20 protein-coding genes are annotated in these 19723 nt (G+C 73.5%); 7 read left to right on the forward strand and 13 right to left on the reverse strand.

The features are described 5' to 3' along the window. Positions 1-6: 6 nt before the first annotated feature. From GLX25_RS01140 to GLX25_RS01150, 3 genes are read right to left on the reverse strand one after another with little or no spacing between them, the layout of a single operon-like run. The gene (locus GLX25_RS01140; protein WP_166548309.1) at positions 7-693 is read right to left on the reverse strand and encodes a GntR family transcriptional regulator; all 687 of its coding nucleotides are present in this window, start codon (positions 691-693) and stop codon (positions 7-9) included. Further along, the gene (locus tag GLX25_RS01145) at positions 674-967 is read right to left on the reverse strand and encodes a DUF3618 domain-containing protein (protein ID WP_155840369.1); all 294 of its coding nucleotides are present in this window, start codon (positions 965-967) and stop codon (positions 674-676) included. Before GLX25_RS01145 ends, GLX25_RS01140 begins: the two co-directional genes overlap by 20 nt. Next, complete coding sequence (locus GLX25_RS01150; RefSeq protein WP_155840370.1) at positions 954-1358, reverse strand: phage holin family protein; 405 nt, start codon at positions 1356-1358, stop codon at positions 954-956. The genes GLX25_RS01145 and GLX25_RS01150 overlap by 14 nt, the downstream gene beginning before the upstream one ends. Positions 1359-1361: 3 nt before the next feature. Here GLX25_RS01150 and GLX25_RS18440 point away from each other — a divergent pair, with 3 nt between their 5' ends. After that, positions 1362-1772, forward strand: coding sequence for a hypothetical protein (locus tag GLX25_RS18440; protein ID WP_205719794.1), 411 nt, complete (start codon positions 1362-1364; stop codon positions 1770-1772). A 187-nt stretch (positions 1773-1959) separates the two neighbouring features. Here the strand turns inward: GLX25_RS18440 and hemG are convergent, their stop codons facing one another. Together hemG and hemE are read right to left on the reverse strand one after the other, a co-directional pair. Continuing rightward, the gene (hemG, locus tag GLX25_RS01160; RefSeq protein ID WP_155840372.1) at positions 1960-3495 is read right to left on the reverse strand and encodes a protoporphyrinogen oxidase; all 1536 of its coding nucleotides are present in this window, start codon (positions 3493-3495) and stop codon (positions 1960-1962) included. Next, entirely contained in the window at positions 3492-4652 is a 1161-nt protein-coding gene (gene hemE / locus GLX25_RS01165; protein WP_155840373.1) for a uroporphyrinogen decarboxylase, read from the reverse strand. Before hemE ends, hemG begins: the two co-directional genes overlap by 4 nt. Positions 4653-4817: 165 nt before the next feature. On the opposite strand from hemE, the gene GLX25_RS01170 reads away from it, so the two are divergent. The 3 genes from GLX25_RS01170 to GLX25_RS01180 all read left to right on the forward strand — a co-directional run bounded on the left by GLX25_RS01170 (position 4818) and on the right by GLX25_RS01180 (position 7730). Then, on the forward strand, positions 4818-5534 hold the full coding sequence (locus GLX25_RS01170) for a hypothetical protein (RefSeq protein ID WP_155840374.1): 717 nt from the start codon (positions 4818-4820) through the stop codon (positions 5532-5534). Between the two features lie 79 nt (positions 5535-5613). Next, the gene (locus GLX25_RS01175) at positions 5614-7026 is read left to right on the forward strand and encodes a glutamyl-tRNA reductase (protein ID WP_166548310.1); all 1413 of its coding nucleotides are present in this window, start codon (positions 5614-5616) and stop codon (positions 7024-7026) included. A gap of 56 nt (positions 7027-7082) precedes the next feature. Continuing rightward, positions 7083-7730, forward strand: coding sequence for a GNAT family N-acetyltransferase (locus GLX25_RS01180; RefSeq protein ID WP_155840375.1), 648 nt, complete (start codon positions 7083-7085; stop codon positions 7728-7730). A 184-nt stretch (positions 7731-7914) separates the two neighbouring features. Here GLX25_RS01180 and GLX25_RS01185 read toward each other — a convergent pair whose 3' ends face one another. From GLX25_RS01185 to GLX25_RS01215, 7 genes are all read right to left on the reverse strand, one after another. Beyond that, positions 7915-8940, reverse strand: a complete 1026-nt coding sequence (locus tag GLX25_RS01185) for a DUF4190 domain-containing protein (protein WP_155840376.1) — start codon at positions 8938-8940, stop codon at positions 7915-7917. An 83-nt stretch (positions 8941-9023) separates the two neighbouring features. After that, positions 9024-10160: a sensor histidine kinase gene (locus tag GLX25_RS01190; RefSeq protein ID WP_155840377.1), complete on the reverse strand. Its 1137-nt coding sequence runs from the start codon at positions 10158-10160 to the stop codon at positions 9024-9026. Then, a complete protein-coding gene (locus tag GLX25_RS01195) occupies positions 10157-10939 on the reverse strand; it encodes a response regulator transcription factor (protein WP_166548311.1) in 783 nt (260 codons plus the stop codon). The genes GLX25_RS01190 and GLX25_RS01195 overlap by 4 nt, the downstream gene beginning before the upstream one ends. After that, on the reverse strand, positions 10932-11669 hold the full coding sequence (locus GLX25_RS01200; RefSeq protein ID WP_166548312.1) for a cytochrome c biogenesis CcdA family protein: 738 nt from the start codon (positions 11667-11669) through the stop codon (positions 10932-10934). Before GLX25_RS01200 ends, GLX25_RS01195 begins: the two co-directional genes overlap by 8 nt. Before the next feature lie 16 nt (positions 11670-11685). After that, positions 11686-12201 (reverse strand): thioredoxin family protein, encoded by a 516-nt coding sequence (locus GLX25_RS01205; protein WP_155840378.1) that lies wholly within the window; start codon positions 12199-12201, stop codon positions 11686-11688. A gap of 103 nt (positions 12202-12304) precedes the next feature. Then, positions 12305-12916, reverse strand: coding sequence for a hypothetical protein (locus GLX25_RS01210; RefSeq protein ID WP_155840379.1), 612 nt, complete (start codon positions 12914-12916; stop codon positions 12305-12307). Between the two features lie 233 nt (positions 12917-13149). After that, positions 13150-14535 (reverse strand): glycine--tRNA ligase, encoded by a 1386-nt coding sequence (locus GLX25_RS01215; protein WP_166548313.1) that lies wholly within the window; start codon positions 14533-14535, stop codon positions 13150-13152. Positions 14536-14731: 196 nt separating this feature from the next. Here GLX25_RS01215 and GLX25_RS01220 point away from each other — a divergent pair, with 196 nt between their 5' ends. The 3 genes from GLX25_RS01220 (at position 14732) to GLX25_RS18660 (ending at position 17524) form a co-directional block, all read left to right on the forward strand. Continuing rightward, positions 14732-15508 carry a polysaccharide deacetylase family protein gene (locus tag GLX25_RS01220; RefSeq protein WP_155840380.1) on the forward strand — a complete coding sequence of 259 codons (777 nt, stop codon included), beginning with the start codon at positions 14732-14734 and terminating at the stop codon, positions 15506-15508. 17 nt (positions 15509-15525) lie between these two features. Further along, positions 15526-15930 (forward strand): NUDIX domain-containing protein, encoded by a 405-nt coding sequence (locus GLX25_RS01225; protein ID WP_155840381.1) that lies wholly within the window; start codon positions 15526-15528, stop codon positions 15928-15930. A gap of 73 nt (positions 15931-16003) precedes the next feature. Continuing rightward, positions 16004-17524 carry an alpha/beta hydrolase gene (locus GLX25_RS18660; protein ID WP_240898044.1) on the forward strand — a complete coding sequence of 507 codons (1521 nt, stop codon included), beginning with the start codon at positions 16004-16006 and terminating at the stop codon, positions 17522-17524. Here GLX25_RS18660 and GLX25_RS01240 read toward each other — a convergent pair. Continuing rightward, on the reverse strand, positions 17503-19599 hold the full coding sequence (locus GLX25_RS01240) for a multicopper oxidase family protein (RefSeq protein ID WP_240898045.1): 2097 nt from the start codon (positions 19597-19599) through the stop codon (positions 17503-17505). The genes GLX25_RS18660 and GLX25_RS01240 overlap by 22 nt on opposite strands. Positions 19600-19723 lie beyond the last annotated feature (124 nt).

The following is a 19723-nucleotide window of genomic DNA, read 5'->3' on the forward strand; positions in this document are numbered from 1 at the left end:
GGCCGCTCAGTCGGTGAGCAGCCGGGTGGAGTGCTCGAGATGGGCGCGCATGGCCTCGGGCCCGCGCTCGAGGAGCTCGACCAGCAGGCGCCGGTGGTCCTCGACGAGGTCGGCGACCGTGGCGTGCCGCCGGATGTGGGCGACGAACAGCAGCAGCTCGCTGCCGATCGCCGTGTGGGCTTCGATGATGCGGGGGCTGTCGGATGCCGCGACCAGCGCCGCGTGGTAGTCGGCGTGGAACCGCTCGATGCGCCGCCACGCGGCATCCGTCGCCCCGCCGGGACCGCCGTCGGCCGCCGCCTCCATCGCGTCGACCGCAGCACGCGCGGGTTCGAGCACGTGCTCGGGCAGCGTGCCGCCGAAGCGCGCGAACGCGATGCGCAGCGCCTCGATCTCGAGCGCCGCGCGCAGCTGCTGCAGCGCGATGATCTCGCGGTCGTCGAAGCTCGTGACCCGCACGCCGCGGTACGGCTCGGCGACCGCGAGGCGCTCGGCGACGAGGCGCTGGAACGCGGCGCGCACGGTGTGCCGGGACACGCCGTGGCGGGCTGCGGCCGACTCCTCGCGGAGCGGCGTGCCCGGTGCGAGCTCGCCGCTCAGGATCTCGTCGCGCAGCACCGCGGTGACGCGCTCGACGGCCGTCGACGCCGGCGCGGCATCGACGCGGCCGGATTCAGCGGTCGAGGTTGGCACGCACCACGAGCCAGACCCCGACGCCGACGGCGGCCGCGACTCCGACCGCGAGCGCGATCGCCGCGCCGGGTTGTTCATCGGCGAAGCGCTGCATCTTCCGCTTCGCTCGGGCCGTCGCGCGCGCCGCACGCTTGGGCACGTTGAGCTTCTCCTCGAGCGCGCTGAGCGTGCCGGCGAGCTGGTCCCGCGCGGCGCGGGCGTTGTCGTGCGCCTGCAGCCGCGTGAAGTTGCGCTGCTGCTTCCTGTCGAGCCGGACGACGTCAGTGGCCGCCATAGTCGCCCCTTCCGGTGATCGCGTCGATGTCCTGTCGGACGCTCTCGATGGTCTCGAGCGGTTCGCTGCCGCGACGGAAGCTCGAGAGCGCGACGCCCACGAGGATCGCGATGATGAGCAGCAGGATGCCGGAGACGGTCAGCGCCGCCGCCCAGCCCGGCATCACGAGCGAGAGCGCGAGGATGCCGGTCGCGATGAGGGTGCCGAGCAGGAAGATGCCGACGAACGCCGCGGCGACCACGAGCCCCGCGCCGATGCCGAAGTGCTTGGCCTTGTAGCTCAGCTCGGCCTTGATCTGGTCGATCTCGGCCTTGACGAGCGCCTGGATCTGGTCGGGCAGTTCACCGACCAGGGTGAACAGCGACCGGTCGTCGTTGAGTGGTGCAGCCATCGGGTGTCACCTCCGGTGGTCGGTCAGGACGAGGACGAGGACGAGCCGGACGAGCCCGAGGCCTTGGAACCCGACGCGCCGGACTTCGCCGAGCTCGAGCGGGTCGACGAGCCCGAGCCCGACGACTTCGAGGCGGTCGATCCGGATCCGGACGACTTCGATGCGGTCGACCTCGAGGCGGTCGACTTCGACGCCGTCGACTTCGATCCGGTCGACGTCGAGCCGCCCGACGACTTCGAGGCGGTGTCGGTCGATCCCTCGGAGATCTGCCGCACGAGCTTCTTGGCGTTGTCGAGCACGGCGTCGCTCACGTCGCCGACGCGCGCCATCGCGAAGTCCTTCACGGTCTGGACGCCGTCCTGGACGGCCGGCTGGTTCCAGACGCCCTGGGCGGCTTTCTGGATCTGTTCGTAGCGTTCCCGTCCCGCCCTCGTTCCGAGCACGTAGCCCACCCCGAGACCGACGACGAAGAGGATCTTGCCCTTCATGTGCACCCCATCCCCCGCTGCGGTTCTTCAGACAGCGTCACTCCAGCGTAGACCCCGGCAGGTGCGATGCAAGGGGGTTGCCGGGTGTTCCGGCGGATCGTATGCCGATCCGGCTATGCATCCCCGGCGAGGCGGAGCGACCGGCGGCGGATGCGCTCGGCGGCCTCGATGGCGTGCGGCACCACCGACGCGAGCCCGGTTCCGGCGACCCACGACCCGGCGAGCGCGAGGTCCTCGTCGTGCTCGATCGCGGCTTCGAGCGCGCGCACGCGGTCGCGCTGTCCGACCGCGGCCTGCGAGAGCGCGTCTCGCCAGGCGGACCGTCCGTGCGCGCGGAGCTGCGACGCCTCGAGGTCGACCCCGAGCAGGGCGGATGCGTCCCGCAGGGCGAGCTCCGCGACCGCGTCGTCGTCCAGGCCCTCGAGCGGGCTCGCGACCCCCGCCCGCCCGTACGACAGCCGGATCACGTGACGACCGGCGGCGGACTCGGCGAGCCACGGCCACTTGGCGCTCGAGTGCGTGAGCGCCTTCGCGGCCACGCCGGGCGTGCCGGCGGCGACGAGCACGCCCGTGCCGCGCGGCGCGGCGTCGAGTTCGGGCGCGTCGAGCACGAGCGTCACGAGTTCGACGGATGCCGCGGCCGGCCACTCCTCGGCGAGCGCGCCCTCGGGCGCGACGCCGGCCAGCAGCGCGCGCGAGACGTGGGCGGGCGTGGCGACGATCGCGAACCGCGCGTCGACGACGACGGATGCCGCGGCGTCGCCGTCGACCGGGACGTCGCCGGGTCGCACGGCCGCGTCGGCCTCGACCGTCTCGCCGATCGCGCGCCACCTCGCCGCCGAACCGTCCGCCTCGGCGGCGGAACGGCGCTCGAGCGCGGTCGCTCGGACACCCGTGCGGACCTCGGCGCCGAAGCGCGCGAGTTCGGCCGTGAGCGCGTCGACGAGCGTGTGCATGCCGCCGCGGAGCCCGAGCACGGCACTGCCGGCGCGTCTCGCCTCGATGAGCTGGCCAACGCCGCCGGAGAGCGAGCCGGCCCGGGTCATCGCCTCGTTGAGGCCGGGCGCGACGACGTCGACGTCGAGGTCGTCGGGGTCTGTCGAGTACACGCCCGCCGAGATCGGCGTGACGAGCCGGTCGAGCACGGCGTCGCCCATGCGCTGCCGGACGAGCGGGCCGAGCCGCTCGGCCCTGCCGATCTTGAGGATCGGCGTGATCCGGTCGCGCCAGGCGCGCCACGCGCCGCCCCAGCCGATGATCGCGCGGACGTCCTCGCCGAGCGGGTTCGCGGGGATGCCGAGCACGCCCGTGCGCGGCAGGCGAGCCGCGCGGCGTCCGCTGCGGTCGCCCCAGACGAGCCAGGCCCCGGCCGGGTTCGGCGACTCGACGGCGTCGGCGAGGCCGAGCCGTTCGACGAGCGTCGAGACCGAGTCGTTCCGGGTCGCGAACGACTCGGCGCCCGCGTCGAGCGCGAGCCCGTCGACCTCGATGCGGCCGACGCAGCCGCCGGGTCGGTCGGACTGCTCGAGCACGACGACGCCGAGGCCGAGGCGCGCGCACTCGAGGGCGGCGACGAGTCCGGCGACGCCGCCGCCGATCACCACGACGTCGGTCGAGCGGTGGTCGGCGGCGGCGGCGGGGTCGGTCATCGGCCGACCTCGTGCACGAGTTCGACCACGCGGGTCAGCACGGTCGGGTCGGTCTCGGGCGGCACGCCGTGGCCCAGGTTGAAGACGTGCGAGGGCGCCGTGCGGCCGCGCGCGACGACGTCGCGCACCGCGGCCTCGAGCACGGGCCACGGTGCTGCGAGCAGCGCCGGGTCGAGGTTGCCCTGCAGCGGCACGCCCTCGCCGACGCGGAGCGCAGCGACGTCGAGCGGCACGCGGTAGTCGACGCCCACCACGTCGACGCCCACGGACTTCATGGCGCCGAGCAGCTCGCCCGTGCCGACGCCGAAGTGCACGACCGGGACCGCGTGGGTGCCGGCGGTGCCGGCGGCATCCGTCGTCTCGTAGGTCAGGTCGTGCACGTGCGTCAGCGCCGCGGCCGAGGCGGGGGCGACGTGCGTCTCGTAGTCGGCGAGCGAGAGCGCGCCCGCCCACGAGTCGAAGAGCTGTGCGGCGGATGCTCCCGCGAGCACCTGGGTGCGGAGGAAGCGGCCGGTCAGCTCGGCGGTCCAGTCCATGAGGGCGCGCCAGGCGCCCGGGTCGGCGTGCATGAGCGTGCGCGCCGCGAGGTGGTCCTTCGACGGGCCGCCCTCGGCGAGGTAGGCCGCGAGGGTGAACGGCGCGCCCGCGAAGCCGATGAGCGGGGTCGAGGTCGGCGCGCCCGGAGCGGTGAGGGTCGCGAGCTCGGCGACGGTGCGCTGCACGGCCTCGGTGATCGGGCCGGCGGCCTCGTCGAGGCGGGCCGGGTCGATCGCGGCGAGCTCGGCGACGGCCGCGGCATCCGCGTACGCGCGACCGAAGACGGGGCCGCGGCCGGGCTGGATCTCGACGTCGACGCCGACGAGCTTCAGCGGCACGACGATGTCGCTGAAGAAGATGCCCGCGTCGACACCGTGACGGCGCACCGGCTGCAGCGTGATCTCGGCCGCCATGGCCGGGTCGAGGCACGCGTCGAGCATGCGCGTCCCGACGCGGAGCTCGCGGTACTCGGGCAGCGACCGGCCGGCCTGCCGCATGAACCAGACGGGCAGCGTGTCGCTGCGGAGGCCCCGGTAGGCGCGGACGAGGCGCGAGTCGTGGGTGAGGCCGGCGGCCAGCGGATGCTGCGGGGAGAGGTTCACCGTGACATCCTCCCCCATCGGGGCTGGGCGGGCACTGTGGTCGTGTTGGCCGATCGGAGAACTGGGGCTGGTGGCCGCGCTCCCACGCCGCTAAGGTCGGTCGCGTCGTGCGTCCCCGGCACGACGACGCGCTCCGCACCACCCCCGCGACGCGCGCCTCCGCCACCCACGGAGAACACCATCGTGTCCAGCATCGCAACGCGGCATCGCACCGGACTCATCGTGCTCGTCGCCCTCGCCGCGGTCGTCGTCGTCGCCGCGCTCGCCCTCGGCGGCCGCCAGGTCGAACGGATCGTCCCGACCCTGCCCGACGTGCCCGGCACGCCGGTCGCACTCGGCCTCGCCGCCATCGCCGGCGCCATCGTCCTCGTCTCCGCGATCGTGCGCGGAGCGGCGTCCGCCCGCGCGCGGGCCCGTCATCGCGCACTCGAGTCGGTCCATGCCGGAGCGGTGAGCTGCGGCATCCGGAACCGCGATCTCGTCGCACGGCTCGAGGAGCTGACCCGCCCGGGCAGTCGGACCCCCAGCCTGCCCGGGCGGTTCTCGATCGTCGCCGACGACCACGGGATCTCGTTCTGGGCCGGTGGCCGACGGCCGAGGCGCGCGGCCGCCTTCCCCTGGCGCGAGGTGCGCAACATCCGCGCCGACTCGACCGTCGCCGGCAGCACGAGCGTCCCCGTCGCGGTCGTGCGCATCCGCCGCGACGGCTCGAGCATCGAGTTGCCGATGATGCTGAGCGACCCGCGCCCCGGCCGGTACGCGCTCACCGACGCGCCGTTCTTCGCGACCGTGCGCGCGTGGAAGGCGCGGCATCGCGCCGCGCTCGCGTCCGAGGGCCTCGAGCTCCCGCCCGTGACGGGCGCCATCCCGATCATCCGGCAGGCTCGGCCCGCGGCCTGAGCGGCCGGCCTGCCCGTCGACCGTGAGGCGTGTGACGCGGCCGGTCGGAGGCGGTTTCGACGCCGGGTAGAATCGACCGGTGCTCATCTGTCTCTCCGCGAGCCACAAGAACGCCGGCTTCGACATGCTCGAACGTCTCTCGGCGTCCTCCGAGCACGCCGGACCGCGGTTGACCGACGGGCACGAGGCCGTTCGCGGCGCGGTGGTCGTCTCCACCTGCAACCGCTACGAGGCCTACCTCGACCTCGACGTCCCGCACGGCGACTCCCCCGTCGAGGCCGTGCACGACGCGATCTTCGCGGTCGGCGACGTCGCGGGCCTCTCGACCGACGAACTGCGCAGCACCTTCGACTTCGTGCACGGCAACGCCGTGGCCGGGCACCTCTTCTCCGTCGCCGCGGGCCTCGAGTCGGTCGTCGTCGGCGAGGGCGAGATCGCCGGCCAGGTGCGCCGCTCGCTCGAACGCGCCCGGTCCGAGGGCACGACCACCGCCGAGCTCGAGCGCCTCTTCCAGCGCGCGTCGCAGACCTCGCGCAAGGTCAAGAACCGCACGGGCATCGGCCACGAGGGCCGTTCGCTCGTGCGCCTCGCGCTCGACCTCGCCGAGAGCCGCGTGACCGACTGGTCGGCCGTGCGCGTGCTCCTCGTCGGCACGGGCCGCTACGCCGGCGCGTCGCTCGCCGCGCTCCGCGACCGCGGCGTCGTCGACGTCGCCGTGCACTCGGTCTCGGGCCGCGCGAGCCGCTTCGCCGCGAACCACGGCATCGAGGCCGTGTCGAGCGCCGACTACGCCATGGCCGCCGCGGGCGCCGACCTCATCGTCACCTGCACGACCGTCGACCACCACGTCGTCGACCGCGACCTGCTCGAGCTCGGCCGCGCCGAGCTCGTCGTCGCCGACGGGCGCGCCCCGGTCGCACTGCTGCCGGGCCGCGGGTCGACGGATGCCGCGGCAGCGGCGGATGCCGCGGCCGACGCGCCGCGCCAACTCGTGATCGACCTCGGCCTGCCGCGCAACGTCGCCCCCGACGTCGTCGAGGTCGCCGGCGTCGAACTGCTCGACCTCGAGACCATCAAGATCCACGCCCCGCTCGAGGAGTTCGGCTCGACCGACGCCGCCCGCGAGATCGTCGACCGCGCCGCCCGGAACTTCGGGCGCGTCGCCGAGGAGCTCGACCTCGCCCCCGCCGTGGTGGCGCTCCGCCGCCACGTGTTCGACGTGCTCGACGCCGAGATCGATCGCGCCCGCTCGCGCGGCGACGACGACGGCCGCACCGAGGCCGCGCTGCGGCACATGGCCGGCGTCCTCCTGCACACCCCGATGGTCCGCTCGCGCGAGTACGCCCGCGCCGGCGACCAGCAGGCCTGGCTCGACGGGCTCGAGGCGGTCTTCGGCATCCGGCCGGAGGCCGAGCCCGCGGCATCCGCCCTGGCTTCGGACGCCGCCTCGAACGCCGACGCCGACGAGCATCGGGCTTCCGGGACCCGCTGACCCGATCCCGGACGGACGGTCCCGCTCGCCAGGCCGGCGCGGTACGCTGCCGTTCGATGTCCACCATCCTCCACGCGCTGCCCGACGAGGCCGCCGACGCCGGCCCGCCGGCCCTCCGCCTGCCGTACGACGTCGCCGAGGTCGAGCACCGGCCGTTGACGACCGCGCGGATGACGCTGCGTCCGCTCGCGGCGTACGACGCCGACGACGTGTGGGAGTACCAGCGCCTGCCCGAGGTGCTCCGCTACATCCCGTGGCCCGAGCGGGAGCGCGACGAGGCGCGGGAGCACACCGAAGCGCGCGCCGACATGCGCCGGCTCGTCGCCGACGGCGACGCGATCTTCCTCGCGATGGTGCTCGACGGTCGCGTGATCGGCGACCTCATGGTCCGGCTCGCGAACGCCCAGCACGCGCGACTCGAGATCGGGTGGGTCGTGCACCCCGACTTCCACGGCCGCGGGCTCGCGACCGAGGGCGCCGACGTGCTGCTCGACCTCGCGTTCGGGCGGCTCGCCGCACACCGCGTCGTCGCGCACCTCGACGCCCGCAACGCGGCATCCGCCCACCTCTGCGAACGCCTCGGCATGCGGCGCGAGGCGACCCTCGTCGAGGAGGAGTACAACGACGGCGAGTGGCAGGACACGGCGTCGTACGGGATGCTGCGGCGCGAATGGCGCGCGGTGCGCGCGGGCCGCTCCGCCTGAAGCCCCGATCCGGCCGAGCACCGGCGCGAGCCGGCGTCTCGACTCACCCTCCTCCTCGCGGACGAGGGAGAACGGTATTCCGCGGATACCTTTCTCCCCGACCTGCGGAGGAGAGTCGCTCGCCGTTCGCTTCCCGGGACGAATATCGGGCGGCCCCGCCCGACCCGCCGGCCGGGGGCCCGGATCAGCCGACCGAGAGCGTCCAGTCCTCCGTCGCGATCACGGTCACGACCGACGGTCCGGCCGCGAGCGGCACGTTGCCGTCGTAGGCGCCGGTCACGTCGATGAGCGCCGCGCCGCCGAACGCCTGCTGCGACTGCTGGGCGACGACGAACGGGTCCTCGGCGTCGTCGCCGCTGTGGGTCGCGGCGAGCGTCGCGGCGCCGCCGCCGTAGAGGTAGACGGCGTCGTCCTCGCCGTTCGCGGCGTTCGGCAGCTCGGATGCCGCCGACATCTGCTGGATCGAGATCGTCCACGAGCCGGTCGCCGTCACCTGCACGCTGCGCGCCGACGAGGCATCCGCCACGCCCCACGCGGTCGTGCCGTCGTAGTCGTCGGTCGTGTCGACGAGCGGGTTCCCCGACGGCTGGTTCGACGAGTCCAGCAGCGTCAGCGTGAAGGGCGCGTCGTCGTCGCCGTCGAACGTGGCCGTGACGATGCCGCCCGTGATCCCGTCGGGGATCGCCACGACATCGTCGCCCGTGCCGCTCGCGTCGACCTTCGTGAACGTGCCCCAGGTCTGGTCGGCCCACTCCTGCACGGTCGCGGTCGGCGTCTGCGTCGGCGTGCTCGTCGGCGTCTCGGTCGGGGTCGCCGACGGCGAGGCCGACGGCGTGGGCGAGGCGGTCGGCTGCGTGCCGCCCGCACCGAGCGCGCCGGTGCCGTAGAGCACGCCGACGATGATGGCGAGCACCAGCGCAGCGCCCGAGACGACGGTGCCCGCGGTCGCGACGCCCTTCGGGCGATCCGCCTTCGTGAGGCCCACGATGCCGAGCACGAGGCCGATCGCCGCGAGCACGACGCCCGCGATCCACGCCCACTGCCACGCGAACGCGAGCAGGGCGACGACGGCCGCGACGATGCCGACGGCGAGTGCGCCGACGCCGACGCCGTTCGTTCCCGCGGGCTGCCCCTCCGGCTCCGGGCCGGGCGCGTCGAGCACCTCGGTGCGGCCGTCGTCGGGTGGGTTCGGTCCGGATGCGTTCGTCATCATTCCCCCGTGGATGCTCGGACGTGCGCTCCCGCGCCATGATGGCAGGCCGATCGAGGGTCGGCAACGAACCGGAGGGCGCGTCAGGCGGACCGAGGCAGCGTCAGCGCGAGCACCGCGCCGCCCGCCGGCGCATTCGTCGCCGACGCGTCACCGCCGTGCGCGCGGGCGATGCCGCGCACGATCGCGAGCCCGAGACCGGCGCCGCCGGTCACGTCGAGCCGATGCGGCGACCGGGCCGACGAGCCGCGCCATCCGGCCTCGAACGCGTGCGCGAGCTCCTCCGGGGCGAACCCCGGGCCGCTGTCGGCGACCGCGAGGCGCACCTCGTCGCCCTCCCCGTCGACGGTCACCGCGATCCGCCCGCCCGCCGGGGTGTGCTGGAGCGCGTTCGCGAGCAGGTTCGCGACGGCGCGTCCGAGTTGCAGGGCGTCGCCGTCGACCGTCGGCGACGCGTCCGACGCCACGTCGAGGTCGAGCCGGACGCCCGCCCCGTCGGCGAGGCCGCGCAGTTCCGCGACGGCGTCGCTCGCGACATCCGCCAGCGACAGCCGCTCGGTGCGCAGGTGCAGGGTGCCCGCATCGATCTGCGACACGGCGAACAGGTCGGCGACGAGCGCGTCGAGCCGGTCGACCTGCGACGCGATGCGCGCGAGGTAGCGGTCGGGGTCGGGCGCGAGCCCGTCCTGCAGCGCCTCGGCCTGGGCGCGGATGCCGGCGAGCGGCACGCGCAGGTCGTGCGCGACGCGCGTCACCAGCTCGCGGCGGGCCTGCTCCTGGCGCTCGACCTCCTCGCGCGCGGCGCGGATGCGGGCGTCGGATGCCGCGAGCTCGTCGAGCACGGCCCGGAACTCGCCGATCGGCAGCGGGCGCGATTCGACCGGGATGCCGCGACCCAGGTCCTCGGCGGCGGAGCGCAGCACGCGCGCCGCGCGCGCGATCTCGGCGCCGAGGATCGACGCGGTGAGGATCGCGACGACCCCGCTCGTCACCGCGATGGCGAGCGCGATCTGCGCGTCGTGGTCGGAGAGGTACATCGCCTGCGTCGCCACGAGCACGCCGCCGACGACGGAGGCCACCGCCGCGACGACCACCGTGACGAGGTGCACCACGATCGGCGCCCATGCGAAGCGGCGCAGCAGCAGCCAGGCGACGAACCCGACCGCGGCGGCGATCGCGGCCGACACGGCGATGACGAGCAGGAGGTCGGTGCCGCTCACGGGGCCGCCTCCCCGGTCGGGCCGGCGCCCGCCTGGCCGGCGCCCGCCCCCGGGTCGTCGAACCGGTAGCCGTAGCCCCAGACCGTGACGAGCATGCGCGGGTTCGCGGCATCCGCCTCGATCTTCTCGCGCAGTCGCCGCACGTGCACGGTGACCGTCGAGAGGTCGCCGTGGCTCCAGCCCCAGACGCCCTGCAGCAGGTCCTCCCGCGAGAACACGGTGCCCGGCCGGCGCGCGAGGAACGCGAGCAGCTCGAACTCGCGCTGCGTGAGCGCGAGCCGGCGCCCGTCGAGGTCGACGGTGTGCGCGGCGGTGTCGATCCGCAGCGGCCCGCGCGAGATCACCGCGGCCTCCGAGCCCGCGACCGCCGCCCCGGCGGCCTCCACGGCGAGCGCCCGCCGCAGCACCGACTGAACCCGAAGCGTCAGCTCGCGCGGCGAGAACGGCTTCGCGAGGTAGTCGTCGACGCCGGCCTCGAGGCCCGCGATGCGGTCGTCCTCGCCGCCGAGCGCGGTGAGCATGATGACCGGAACCTGCGACTGCGCGCGGATGCGACGGCACACCTCGATGCCGTCGACGCCGGGCAGCATCCGGTCGAGCACGACGAGGTCGGGACGCTCCGCGGCGATGCGGTCGAGCGCCACGAACGCGTCCGCGGCATCCTGCACCCGGAACCCGGCCGACTCGAGGTACGCGCGGCACACCTCGAGCACGGTGGGGTCGTCGTCGACGAGCAGCACGAGACGCCCGTCGAGCAGCAGGTCGACCTGGTCAGCCACCGATCACCTCCTCGAGGCGTGCGATCGGATCGTACAGCCCGGCGTCGAGGATCCACGTCTGGAGCGTCTTGTCGAACCCGGTCACGACCACGATGCCGACCACGATGAAGATCACGCCGATCGTGCGCCGGAACCATCCGTCGGGGTTCGCGAGCCACCCGAGCCGGCGCACGAGCGTCCGGCCGAGCAGCGCGATGAGCAGCAGCATCGCCGCGAGCCCCACCGCGTACGCGACGACGTACAGGACGCCCTCGCCGAACGAGACCGGCAGGACGGCCGCGACGATCAGGGCATAGGTCGGGCTGCAGCTGGAGAACACGGGGCCGAGGGCGGCGCCCGTGAGGATGTCGCCGCCGACGCTCTGGCGCCGGACCGACCGGTCGAGCATCTCGCCGCTGCGAGCGCCCCACCCGAGCGCGGTCGACACCCGCTCCCACAGGCGCGGGAACAGCATGTCGACGCCGAGCAGGATCACGATGCCGCCGGCGATCACCTGCCACACCTGCGGCGGGATGCCGAGCAGCGCGGTGGTCGCCTTGAGCAGCAGCGTGAACACGACGACGGATGCCGCGAGCGACGCGGCGATCACGTAGGGGCGGTAGCGCGCACGGCGCTCGTCCCCGTCGCGGACGATCGATCCGCCCACGATCACGGGCAGGAGCGGCAGCACGCACGGCGCCGCGACGGTGAGGACGCCGGCGGCGAGGGCGAGGGTGAGGGATGCGGTCACGGGGCGGTCCGCCGCCTCACGGCATCGCGGCGACGAGCGACTCGACCGAGGGGTCCTCGTAGAGCACGACGCTCGAGATCTTCTCGCCCGCGTCGTCGACGAACACGATCGTCGTCTGGATCGTCACGCCGTACTGCTGGCGCAGGTCGGTGCGCGAGTCGTAGTCGACCTTGAACACCGTGAGCCCGTCGGGCGCGCCCTGCGCATTCAGGTCCTCGTCGAGCGCGCGGCACTTCGGGCACCAGCTCGCGTGGAAGAACAGGGCCTTCGGCCCGGCGGTGGCCTCGATCGCGCCGTCGGTGTAGTCGAGGTAGGCGCCCTCGGCGGGGGCGTCGTCGGCGGCGGCGTCGGCGGATGCCTCGGCCTCGTCGGTCGCATCGGGGGTCGCCTCGGGCGTCGACGGCTCGGTCGTGGTCGTCGGCTCGGCGCTCGCGCCGGAGGCATCCGTCGACTGCGCGGCGCAGCCGGTCAGCGCGAGCGCGGCGACGAGCAGCATCGCGGCGGCGATGGGGCGGGCGGGGCGTTCGGGCATGGCGGCTTCCTCGTTCCGCGGGCGACCTCCGCCCGCTCCCTCCACGCTACGTCGTGCCCGCTCCGCCCGCCGCGCGGCGGGATTACGGAACCCTGACGGCGGCTCACGGCCAGAGCTGCCGGGGCGGCGGAACGACGTCGAGCACCTCGGCGTCGACGACGTGTCCCAGCTCGAGGATGCCGAACTCCGGCCACGAGAAGACCACCTCGAAGCCCGCTCGCCCGACCTCGCCCGTCCAGAGCCAGAGCTCGATGTTCCAGTCGTACCAGTCGTGCCCGCCGCCGCCACCGCCGCCGAGCACCTGCAGCGTCGGAGGCGTGAGGTCGCGGTCGACGTGCGCGACCCGCTGGTGGTCGATCGGCAGCAGCCGCGTTCCGTCGGCGAGCCGCACTCCGACGTGCATGCCATCGGGCTCGGGGAAGCGCCCCGGGAACCACGCATGGCGCTCCATCATGCGTCGCTCCCACTCGCGCGGGCTCTCGTCGGTGCGCCGGTGCACGCACCTCACCGTCAGCCGCAGCCCGGACGAGTACGCCGCGACCTCGCCGAGGAGCAGCACGGTCGCGTCGTCGTGGTGGAGCAGCTCGTCGAGCACCACGCGACCCGGCAGCTCGTCCTGCGGCGGCTGAAGCCACGGCGGCATCGGAGGGACCTCGGGCTCGGGGCCCGGCTCGGGCCGCTCGACGTCGAAGAACCCACCGGATGCCGCGTGCATGCCGATCACCCTAGCGAGCACCGCGCCCCGCACCATCCGTCGTCGCATCGAACGGTCGCAGATGCACGCGCGCACCCGTCATCCGCGACTTTTCGACTCCGGGCCGCCGGGGCGCGCCGAACCCGACCCATCGAACGGTCGCAGATGGTCGCTCGTACTCGCCATCCGCGACTTCTCGAGGAGACTCCGGCGGAAGACACCGGGGGCGCCGCGGCGCAGCCGCCGGCCGCGGGTCAGGCGCCGACGAGGCGCGCGGCCAGGTACCCCTCGAGCTCGGCGAGCGGCACGCGCTCCTGGCCCATGGTGTCGCGGTGACGCACCGTCACGGCGTCGTCGTCGAGCGAGTCGAAGTCGACCGTGACGCAGAACGGCGTGCCGATCTCGTCCTGGCGGCGGTAGCGGCGGCCGATCGCGCCGGCGTCGTCGAAGTCGACGTTCCAGTGCTTTCGGAGGTTCGCGGCCACCTCGCGGGCGAGCGGCGAGAGCTTCTCGTTGCGCGAGAGCGGCAGCACGGCCGCCTTGACGGGCGCGAGGCGCGGGTCGAGCTTCAGCACCGTGCGGGTGTCGACGCCGCCCTTCGCGTTCGGCACCTCCTCGACGTGGTACGCGTCGACGAGGAACGCCATGAGCGAGCGCGTGAGGCCCGCAGCGGGCTCGATGACGTACGGCGTCCAGCGCTCGTTCTTCTGCTGGTCGAAGAACGACAGGTCCTTGCCGGAGTGCTTCGCGTGCGTCGAGAGGTCGAAGTCGGTGCGGTTCGCGACGCCCTCGAGCTCGCCCCAGTCGCCGCCGGTGAAGCCGAAGCGGTACTCGATGTCGACGGTGCGCTTGGAGTAGTGGCTCAGCTTGTCCTTCGGGTGCTCGAACAGCCGCAGGTTCTCGGGGTCGATGCCGAGGTCGACGTACCACTGGTAGCGGGCGTCGATCCAGTACTGGTGCCATTCCTCATCGGTGCCGGGCTCGACGAAGAACTCCATCTCCATCTGCTCGAACTCGCGCGTGCGGAAGATGAAGTTGCCGGGCGTGATCTCGTTGCGGAACGACTTGCCGATCTGGCCGATGCCGAACGGCGGCTTCATGCGCGCGGCCTGCAGGACGTTGCCGAAGTTCACGAAGATGCCCTGCGCGGTCTCGGGGCGCAGGTAGTGCAGGCCTGCGGCGTCGTCGACCGGGCCGAGGAACGTCTTCAGCAGGCCGGAGAACTCCCGCGGCTCGGTCCACTGGCCGCGCGTGCCGCAGTTCGGGCAGACGATGTCGGCCATGCCGTTCTCGGGCGCGCGGCCCTTCTTGTTCTCGAAGGCCTCGATGAGGTGGTCCTCGCGGAAGCGCTTGTGGCAGTGCTGGCACTCGACGAGCGGGTCGCTGAAGACCTCGACGTGGCCCGACGCCTCCCAGACCTGGCGCGGCAGGATGACGCTCGAGTCGAGGCCGACGACGTCGTCGCGGCCCTGCACCATCGTGCGCCACCACTGGCGCTTGATGTTCTCCTTCAGCTCGACGCCGAGGGGCCCGTAGTCCCATGCGGAACGCGAACCGCCGTAGATCTCACCCGCCTGGAAGACGAAGCCCCGGTGCTGGGCGAGCGTGATGACGGATTCGAGGCGGGTGGGTGCGGCCACGGTGGCTCCAATGGTCCAGGGAGGGAATCGGGCGAGTCGCCCGCGAAGTCGCTGTCCATCCTACGAAATGTGAAGGGCGACGGATGCCGCGGCTTCGCGCCGCACGGGCGGCACGCCCGGGCGCGCGCCGCCGGTCGGTGTACAACGGCTCGTGAGGCGGTCGGCCCGGGCCGCCACGGCGGGAGGGGGCGGTCGCATGGGCCTCACCCGACGCGTGTTCCTGACCGGCGTCGCCGTCGTCGGCGTGCTCGCCGTCAGCCGGGTGATGGCCGATCGCCAGGAGGCCGAGCAGGAGCAGGCCGCGGTCGAGGAGTTCCCGGCTCCCGAGCTCGCGCGGGTCTCGGTTCCCGCGGGTGCGCTCACCGAACTCCCCGCCGATGCGGGCCAGGTGATGGCCTGGACGGTCGACGACGGGACGGACTCGGCCGTCGTCGGCGCCTACACCGCGTTCGCGGCGGCGAACGGCATCCGCCTCACCTACTTCGTGAACGGCGTGTACGCGTCGTGGGACGACAACGCCGACGCGATCCGCCCGCTCGTCGAGCGCGGCCAGATCCAGCTGGCGAACCACACGTGGTCGCACCCCGACCTCACCACGCTGAGCGACGCCGAGATCCAGTGGCAGCTGCAGCACAACCACGACTACCTGCAGTCGGTCTACGGCGTCGACGCGCGCCCGTTCTTCCGTCCGCCGTACGGCGTGCACGATGCACGGGTGGATGCCGCGGCCGCCGCGATCGGCTACACGGTGCCGACCCTCTGGTACGGCTCGCTCGGCGATTCGGGCGCGATCACGCAGCAGCAGATCGTCGACCTCGCCGCGGAGTGGTTCGCCGCCGGCCGCATCATCATCGGCCACCTGAACCAGGACCCGGTCGTCGGCGTGCTCCCGCGCCTGAAGGAGATCCTCGACGAGCGCGGGCTGCAGACGGTCACGCTGAACGACGTCTTCACGTCGGCGCAGCATCCGTAGGTCCATAGGCTGAGCGGATGCCGCTGCCCGACCTGCACGTCGCCGCCATCGCGCTCGTGCGCGATCGTCGCGTGCTCATGGTGACGGCGCGCGGACGCGACGTGCACTACATGCCGGGCGGCAAGCTCGACGCGGGCGAGACGCCCGCCGAGGCGGCGGCGCGCGAGGCGCTCGAGGAGGTCGGGCTCGTGCTCGACCCGGCGCGGCTCGTCGAGGCGTTCACCGTGCGCGAGCTCGCCCACGGCCAGGGCGAGGGGCAGCACGTGCGCATGCACGTCTTCCTGGCCGAGACGGATGCCGCGCCCGTGCCCTCGGGCGAGGTCGGCGAGGTGCACTGGGTCGGCACCGTCGACGCGCACCGGTGCCCGCCGGCGGGCGTCGAGGTGCTGCGGCGGCTCGCGGCATCCGGTCTCATCGACTGACGGCGCGCCGCGGGCGAGCCGGCGCGCCGCAGCATCCGGCATGATCGAACCGGGCCGGCGGGAGGGGGTGCGGATGTCGCGGACGCGCGAGTTCCGCCGCGACGACGCGGTGACGGTGATCACCGAGTCGGGCGCGGGCCGGCCGACGTACGTGCTCGTGCACGGCATCGGCATGGGGCACCGCTACTGGTCCGACCTCGCGGACGAGCTCGCGCGTCAGGGCCGCGTGCTCGCGCTCGACCTGCCGGGGTTCGGCGAGGCCCCCGAGCCCCGGGAGACGCCGACCATCACCGAGTCGGGCGCGCAGCTCGCCGCGCTCCTCGACGCCGAGTGCGGCGGCGAGCCGGCCGTGCTCGTCGGGCACTCGATGGGCACGCAGGTCGTGGCCGAGGCCGCCGCACAGCGGCCCGACCTCGTGGCATCCGTCGTGCTCATCGCGCCGACCGTGAACCCTCGCGAACGCTCGGCGTTCATGCAGGGCGTGCGGCTCCTCGAGGATCCGTCGCTCACTCGCCCGAAGGTCGTGGCGCTCGGCATCCGCTCGTACCTGCAGGCCGGGCCGCGGTGGTACTTCCGGAAGCTCCGGCGCATGCTCGACCACCGCATCGAACTCGTGCTGCCGGATGTCGCGGCGCCGACGCTCGTGATCCGCGGCGAGCACGACCGGCTCGCACCCCGCGCCTGGGCCGAGCAGGTCGCCCGGATGGTGCCCCGCGGCCGCTACGTCGAGGTCGCCGACCGCGGCCACGAGACGATGGTGACCGCGGGTGAGCGCGTCGCCGACCTCGTCGCGCGGCACGCGCGCGGCGAGCACGTCGGGCACGAGGTCGAGCGCGTGTCCGAGCCGCAGGAGCTCTCGGCGATCGCGCGCGGCTGGTGGTGGGCGCGCGACTACGTGTACGCCGGCATCCGCCAGCTCGCCATCGTGGTCCAGGGCTGGAACCCTCCCGCGCGGTGGCGCCGGGGCCGCGAGGACCTGCCGGAGGTGCTGCTCCTACCCGGCATCTACGAGCACTGGTCGTTCCTCCGGCCGCTCGGCGATGCGCTGAACGGCGCCGGCTACCGCGTGCGCGTCGTGCACGGCATGGGCACCAACCGGCGCGGCATCGCCGAGACCGCGAAGCGGCTGGGCCGCGCGATCGAGCGCCGCCCGGCACCCGATGCCGGCCGGGTGATCGTCGCGCACAGCAAGGGCGGCCTGGTCGCCAAGCAGCTGCTGGTCTCCGGGGCGGATGCCGCGGCCGACGGCCCGCACGGACTCCTCGGCCTCGTCGCCGTCGCGACCCCGTTCGCGGGGTCGCGCATGGCGCGGCTCATCCTCGACCCGAGCGTGCGCGCACTGCTCCCGAGCGACGAGACCATCGTGCTGCTCGGGCGCGCGGCATCCGTCAACGCACGCATCGTCTCGGTGTTCGGCCGGTTCGACCCGCACATCCCCGACGGGAGCCTGCTCGAGGGCGCGACGAACATCCGCGTCCCGGTCAGCGGGCACTTCCGGATCCTCGGGGCCGTCGAGACGCACCGAGCGGTGCTCGAGGGCGTCGCGCGCCTCGACGGCCGGAGCCCGACCGATCAGCCGGGCTCGCCGGGCTGACCCGGCTGCACCGGCCCGACCCGGTACGGCCGCATCATCTCGTTGTCCTCGTGCTCCACGATGTGGCAGTGCCAGACGAACTGGCCGGGGTTCGCGAACGTGGCGCGCACGCGCGTGACCTCGCCCGGGTAGGCGATGACGGTGTCCTTGAACCCGGTCTCCCAGGGCTCGGGCGGCCGCGGAGCGCCGACCGGCTGCACCGGCTGCGCCACCTCGCCGTCCACGTCGATCTGCAGGGCCTGCCGGTCCACCACCTCGAACACGACCTCGTGCACGTGCATGGGGTGCGCGTCGCCGGTCGTGTTGACGAACTCCCAGACCTCGGTCGCCCCGACCGCGGGGTTCTCGGTGACGTCCTCCTCCCACATGCGCTCGATCCAGACGCCCGACTGGATGTCGCCGAGCAGCGCCTCGACCGGTCCCTCGACCGGCTCGCCGCCCGCGTCGACGCCCTCGCCCATCTTCTCGATGAGCGCGAGCGGTCGGACCACCGTCTCGGCGGGGAGCGGCGTGATCGGCGGGAGGACGAGGTACTGGGGCGGGGTCGTCGGGTCGGCGGCCGCGGCCGGCCCGACCACGAACGCCATGACCTGGCCGGTCGAGTCCGGATCGGCCTCCGGGAAGTCGAGGCCCGGCACGCCACCGCCGAACGGCTCGTCGGGGCCGACGTTGCCCAGCACGTGGGTGCCGACGGGCACGTTCGTGAAGTCGACGATGACGTCGGCACGTTCGGCGAGGCCCAGCAGCATCCGGTTGCCGTGGTCGGCCGTGATGTTCACGGGAGCGGCGAGGAAGCCGCCCTCGTTGCCGATCTGCCACACCTCGACCCCGGGGATCGCGGTGAAGTCGAGGATCAGGAACCGGGACTGGCACCCGTTCAGCAGTCGCAGCCGGTAGCGGCGCTGCTGCACGTCGTGGAACGGCCAGGTGTTGCCGTTGACCATGATCATGTTGCCGAAGAACTCGGGCTGCCAGATCGGCGAGAACTCGCCGTCGGGGATGTAGGGGCCGACGACGCCGTCGAAGAACTCGCGCGTGTCCGGGTAGAAGAGCGACCCGTCGACGTCGAACGAGCGATCCTGCACGACGATCGGGATCTCGAAGTAGGTCTTGTTCGGCGGGAACTTGTCGCCCTCGTTCGGCGCCGGCGAGGGCAGGACGGCCGTCGTCCCGCTTCGCGAATCGAGCACGGCCGCCTCGCCGTCCGGGCCGCCGCGGACGATGAAGAACCCGGCCGGCCCCGCGTAGACGTTGAGCCGCGTCATGCCGAGGGTGTGGTCGTGGTACCAGAGCGTCGATTCGCGCTGGTCGTTCGGGTACTCGAAGACGGCGTGCCCCGGGCCCCAGCTCACGCCGAACGCGGCGGCGGCCTTGAGGGCGAAGAACTCGTACCAGGTGCCGTGCGTCGCGTACCCGCCGGGGATGTCGTTCGCGTCGGGCAGGAACCACGCCTCGGCGTAGCCGTCGCTCTCGTCGCCGACGCCGACCGCGCCGTGCAGGTGCGTGACGAGCGGGACGGGTCCGGTGTAGGCGTCCGGCGTGTCGCCCGTGAACGTCGGGCGGCTGTCGCGACCGGCGATGCCGCCCGGCGGGTTCGCCCAGTGCAGCGTCGGGTCGACCGGCAGCAGGTGGGGCAGGGCGTTGCCGTCGCCGTCGACGAGGTCGTTGATCCACTTGACCTGGACCGGGCGGCCCCACTTCGACTCGATCGTGAGCGACGGCGCGTTGTGGACGAGCAGGCCCTTCTTGCTCGCCGACGTGATCGCGCCGTAGCCCCAGACGGTCGTCATCGGGAGCGGGGCCGGCAGGATCTGCTGGGCGAACTGCTGCACCGAGATCTCGTAGTAGTCGGCGGGCTTGCCGCCCTTGCGCTTGATCGTGCCGGCCCTCGGCATGACGGGCGGAACGAGCAGCGGGGTGACGAACTTCGTCACATCGCCCGGCGGGAGCGTGCCGCCGGGGATCTGCGCGAGCGCGACGCGTTCGCCGCCCGGCAGCATCAGGTAGAGCATGAATCCGGCGCCGGCCGCGCCTGCGGCGGCGATGAACGTGCGTCGGCTGATGGGTCGCCCCATGGGCGTCGCCTCTGACATCCTGCTTCCCCTTGGTTTCGAGCCGGAGCGGGGGCGCAGGGCGGCGACGGCGGTGCGGTCGGGTCGTCACCAGTTCTATCGGCGTCGTCGGGCGCGAGACGGGACT

This window comes from Agromyces luteolus (genome assembly GCF_009729855.1).
Taxonomy (GTDB): Bacteria; Actinomycetota; Actinomycetes; order Actinomycetales; family Microbacteriaceae; genus Agromyces; species Agromyces luteolus.

Coding starts and splice junctions, on each gene's coding strand:
- hemE (WP_155840373.1), bottom strand. CDS start 4,652: ATGGGGGAGGATGTCACGGTGAACCTCTCCCCGCAGCATCCGCTGGCC.
- GLX25_RS01205 (WP_155840378.1), bottom strand. CDS start 12,201: ATGCCCGAACGCCCCGCCCGCCCCATCGCCGCCGCGATGCTGCTCGTC.
- GLX25_RS01240 (WP_240898045.1), bottom strand. CDS start 19,599: ATGGGGCGACCCATCAGCCGACGCACGTTCATCGCCGCCGCAGGCGCG.
- GLX25_RS01210 (WP_155840379.1), bottom strand. CDS start 12,916: ATGCACGCGGCATCCGGTGGGTTCTTCGACGTCGAGCGGCCCGAGCCG.
- GLX25_RS01150 (WP_155840370.1), bottom strand. CDS start 1,358: ATGGCTGCACCACTCAACGACGACCGGTCGCTGTTCACCCTGGTCGGT.
- GLX25_RS01220 (WP_155840380.1), top strand. CDS start 14,732: ATGGGCCTCACCCGACGCGTGTTCCTGACCGGCGTCGCCGTCGTCGGC.
- hemG (WP_155840372.1), bottom strand. CDS start 3,495: ATGACCGACCCCGCCGCCGCCGCCGACCACCGCTCGACCGACGTCGTG.
- GLX25_RS01225 (WP_155840381.1), top strand. CDS start 15,526: ATGCCGCTGCCCGACCTGCACGTCGCCGCCATCGCGCTCGTGCGCGAT.
- GLX25_RS18660 (WP_240898044.1), top strand. CDS start 16,004: ATGTCGCGGACGCGCGAGTTCCGCCGCGACGACGCGGTGACGGTGATC.
- GLX25_RS01185 (WP_155840376.1), bottom strand. CDS start 8,940: ATGACGAACGCATCCGGACCGAACCCACCCGACGACGGCCGCACCGAG.
- GLX25_RS01145 (WP_155840369.1), bottom strand. CDS start 967: ATGGCGGCCACTGACGTCGTCCGGCTCGACAGGAAGCAGCAGCGCAAC.
- GLX25_RS01180 (WP_155840375.1), top strand. CDS start 7,083: ATGTCCACCATCCTCCACGCGCTGCCCGACGAGGCCGCCGACGCCGGC.